Genomic DNA, 3,494 nt, shown 5'->3' on the forward strand with positions numbered 1-3,494 from the left:
GGCACCACGGGCCGGGGCATTGGCCCCTGCTACGAGGACAAGGCCGCGCGCATTGGCATCCGCGCCGCCGATCTGGCCGATGACGCCCTGCTCAGGCACAAGATCGAGAAAGCCTTGGTCGAAAAGAACGCCCTCCTGAACGGACTGTATGGTCAGGAAGCGCTGAACGCGGACCAGATTTTCGCCGAACTGCTGCCCATCGCCCGTCGTCTGGTGCCGTATCTGGGCGACGTGTCCTCGGCCATTCAGGAATATTCCAAGATCGGCGTGTTGTTCGAGGGCGCCCAGGGCACGCACCTGGACATCGACCACGGCACCTATCCGTTCGTGACCTCGTCCAACACCGTGGCCGGTAACGCCTCGGCCGGATCGGGGTGCTCGCCGCGCATGCTCGACCGCATCGTGGCCATCGTCAAAGCCTATACCACCCGTGTCGGCGCCGGCCCCTTCCCCACGGAACAGCTCGACGGCCCCGGTGACTACATGCAGCAAAAAGGCGCGGAATTCGGCGCGACCACGGGCCGGAAACGTCGTTGTGGTTGGCTGGATCTGGTGGTGTTGCGCGAATCCCAGCGTCTGAACGGTCCGACGGAAATCGCTCTGACCAAACTCGATGTCTTGGGTGGCCTGGACGAGCTCAAACTGTGCACGGCCTATCGCTACAAGGGCCAGGAAATGCCCTACCCGCCCCAGGAAGAAAATGGCATGGCCCATGTGGAACCCGTCTACGAGACCATGCCCGGCTGGTCCGAGGACATCTCTGGTTGTCGCGCCTACGACGAGTTGCCCCAGGCGACCCGGAATTATATCGCCCGCATCGAAGAAGTGCTGGGCATTCCCGTGGCCATTGTGTCCGTGGGTCCCGACCGGGACCAGACCATCATCCGCTAGCATCGGGGAGGCTCGGCCTCCCTTTTCCATGTCCGCACCCTGGCTTGAATCTCTCCGCAACCAGCCCCGCGTCGCGGGTTTTCTGGATCGTTTGGCCCTGGCGCCGCCCAAATCCCTGCTGCTCGAAGGCGGGACCAGGGAGGAGCGCCTTGGCCTGGCTTTGTATTGGGCCGCGCGTGTCAATTGCCGGGAAGTCCATCCGCCCTGTGGTGCCTGCCGCGTGTGCCGCCAGATCGCCGAGGACGCCTGCCGCGATCTGATCCTCGTGAACGGGGCCGAGGGCAGCATCACCATCGACACGGTACGCGACATTCGGTCCGTGCTGGGGGACGCGCCGACCGGTAACGGCCATCGCGTGGTCATTCTGGCCGAGGCCCAGGCTTTGGGCGACGCGGCGGCCAACGCCTTGCTCAAATCCTTGGAAGAACCCTGGCCCGGCAATCTTTTTCTTCTTTTGGCTCCCAATCGGGACATTCTGTTGCCCACCCTGGTTTCACGCAGTTTCGTCCTGACCCTGGGCTGGCCCAAGGCCATGGCCGAGGATTCGGACCTGCGGGATATCCTGGCCGATTTGGGCGCGTTCATCCAGACCGGCACGGGGGGATGGTTGGAGTGGACCGCCAAGAAAGGCAATGTGGATGTCGGACTGGCCCGGCGTGTGCTCCAGGAAGTGCAGCGCGCCCTGCTTCAGGCCAGCTACGGCAATCCGCTGTCGGAGCTGGCCACGGTCATGGCTCGTCGATTGGACGTGGTGGCCGTGCGCCAGGCGGGCGTTGTGGTCGAAAACGCGCTGGAAAGCCTGGATGCCAGCGCCAACCCCGCCCTGGTGCTGGAATGGGCCGCCATCCGCATCTGGGGGCTGATGCACAAATAATGCGCGAAATCATCCTTATTCAAATTTCCGGCACGGACCGCGACGGCCTCCTGGCCGGCATCATGGGCCAGCTGGCCGCGTCCGGCGTGACCATCCTGGATATCTGTCAGTCCGTCATCCATGCCGATCTGTCCTTCGGCGTGCTGATCGAAGTACCGCTCGAGCACGAGTCCTCGCCCATTTTAAAGGATTTGTTGTACTGGGCCCACAACCAGGACCTCCATCTCAAGTTCACGCCCGTTTCGGAGGACGACTACGAGAGCTGGGTCGGGATGCAGGGGCGCAAGCGTCATATCGTGACCGTGCTTGGGCGGGCCATCACCGCCGCCAATCTGGCAGCTCTGTCCGAGGTCATCACGGCCAACGGGCTGAGCGTGGACTGCATCACCCGTCTGTCCGGCCGTCGATCCCTGGTCCAGCCCCCGGCCATGCCCAGGGCCTGCCTGGAATTTTCCGTGCGCGGCACGCCGACGGATATTTCGGCCATGCGCGCCGCCTTTCTGGATTTGTCGCGGGAACAGGGCATCGACATCGGCTTTCAGGAGGACAACGCCTTCCGGCGCATCCGGCGGCTGGTCTGTTTCGACATGGATTCGACCCTGATCCAGGCCGAAGTCATCGACGAACTGGCCAAGCGGGCCGGCGTGGGCGAGCAGGTCGCGGCCATCACCGAGGCGGCCATGCGCGGCGAGCTGGATTTTTGTCAGAGCCTCAGAAAACGGGTCGGGTTTTTGAAGGGTCTGCCCGCCAGCGTGCTGGAAGACGTGGCCGCCACCCTGCCCATGACCGAAGGCGCGGAGCGGCTCATTCGTACCCTGAAGAGCCTCGGGTACACCATTGCCATTCTGTCCGGTGGATTTACTTATTTTGGGCGGCGTTTGCAGGAGCGGCTGGGTATCGATCATGTCCACGCCAACGAGCTGGAGATCAAGGACGGCGCGCTGACCGGCGGCCTGGTCGGCGAAATCGTCGACGGGCCGGGCAAGGCCAGGCGTCTCAAGGAGATCGCGGCCAAGGAGAACATTTCGCTCTCCCAGGTCATTGCCGTTGGCGATGGCGCCAATGACCTGCCCATGCTCGACGTGGCCGGCCTGGGCATCGCCTTTCACGCGAAACCCGTGGTCCGTCAGGGCGCGGGCCAGGCCATCTCCAATGTCGGTCTGGACGGCGTGCTTTATTTTCTCGGCCTGCGCGACCGCGAAACCGTGGATCAACTGGCCGCTCAGGAGGCATGATGTTCGGGAAGCTGTTTCTTCTTTTCGCGGTCATTCCGTTTCTGGAAATTTACACCCTGGTCTCCATGGGCCGGGCCATCGGCACGTGGCCGACCATCGCCATGGTGTTGCTCACGGCGGCGGCCGGGGCCTATCTGGCCAAGATGCAGGGTCTGGCGACGATGCTGCGGATTCGGGACAGTCTGAACATGGGGCTCATGCCCGCCGAGGACATGCTCGACGGCGTCCTGATCGCCCTGGCCAGTATTGTTCTTGTCTTGCCGGGCTTTTTGACCGACCTGTGCGGGCTGGTTTTGCTGCTGCCCGGTCCCCGCAATATGTTCAAACGCTGGCTCCGCAAAAAATTCGACCAGTGGCGGCAGAGCCCGAACGTGCAGATCAGGTTTTATCGCTGACGCTCAGTCTTCCACGAAAAAATCCGAGTCCACCCGCTTGATGACGTAGGTTTCCACAGGGCTGACGCCAAGATCATGGTCGATCATGAGCTGGACCAG

General features: G+C 63.0%; 5 protein-coding genes. 4 read left to right on the forward strand and 1 reads right to left on the reverse strand.

Annotated elements, in window-relative coordinates; genetic code table 11:
- From EOL86_12900 to EOL86_12915, 4 genes are all read left to right on the forward strand, one after another.
- On the forward strand, positions 1 to 891 hold an 891-nt coding region (locus EOL86_12900), incomplete at its 5' end, for an adenylosuccinate synthase (GenBank protein NCD26473.1).
- Positions 892 to 919: 28 nt separating this feature from the next.
- The gene (locus tag EOL86_12905; GenBank protein ID NCD26474.1) at positions 920 to 1,765 is read left to right on the forward strand and encodes a DNA polymerase III subunit delta'; all 846 of its coding nucleotides are present in this window, start codon (positions 920 to 922) and stop codon (positions 1,763 to 1,765) included.
- Positions 1,765 to 3,000 (forward strand): phosphoserine phosphatase SerB, encoded by a 1,236-nt coding sequence (gene serB / locus EOL86_12910; protein NCD26475.1) that lies wholly within the window; start codon positions 1,765 to 1,767, stop codon positions 2,998 to 3,000. The genes EOL86_12905 and serB overlap by 1 nt, the downstream gene beginning before the upstream one ends.
- Positions 3,000 to 3,395 carry an FxsA family protein gene (locus tag EOL86_12915; protein NCD26476.1) on the forward strand — a complete coding sequence of 132 codons (396 nt, stop codon included), beginning with the start codon at positions 3,000 to 3,002 and terminating at the stop codon, positions 3,393 to 3,395. The genes serB and EOL86_12915 overlap by 1 nt, the downstream gene beginning before the upstream one ends.
- Positions 3,396 to 3,398: 3 nt before the next feature.
- Here EOL86_12915 and EOL86_12920 read toward each other — a convergent pair.
- On the reverse strand, positions 3,399 to 3,494 hold a 96-nt coding region (locus tag EOL86_12920), incomplete at its 5' end, for a restriction endonuclease (GenBank protein NCD26477.1).

It is taken from the genome of Deltaproteobacteria bacterium (assembly GCA_009930495.1).
Lineage (GTDB): Bacteria > Desulfobacterota > Desulfovibrionia > Desulfovibrionales > Desulfomicrobiaceae > Desulfomicrobium.

Bases quoted from the DNA above. Each gene is read 5' to 3' on its own strand.
- serB (NCD26475.1), top strand. From the start codon at position 1,765: ATGCGCGAAATCATCCTTATTCAAATTTCCGGCACGGACCGCGACGGC.
- EOL86_12915 (NCD26476.1), top strand. From the start codon at position 3,000: ATGTTCGGGAAGCTGTTTCTTCTTTTCGCGGTCATTCCGTTTCTGGAA.
- EOL86_12905 (NCD26474.1), top strand. From the start codon at position 920: ATGTCCGCACCCTGGCTTGAATCTCTCCGCAACCAGCCCCGCGTCGCG.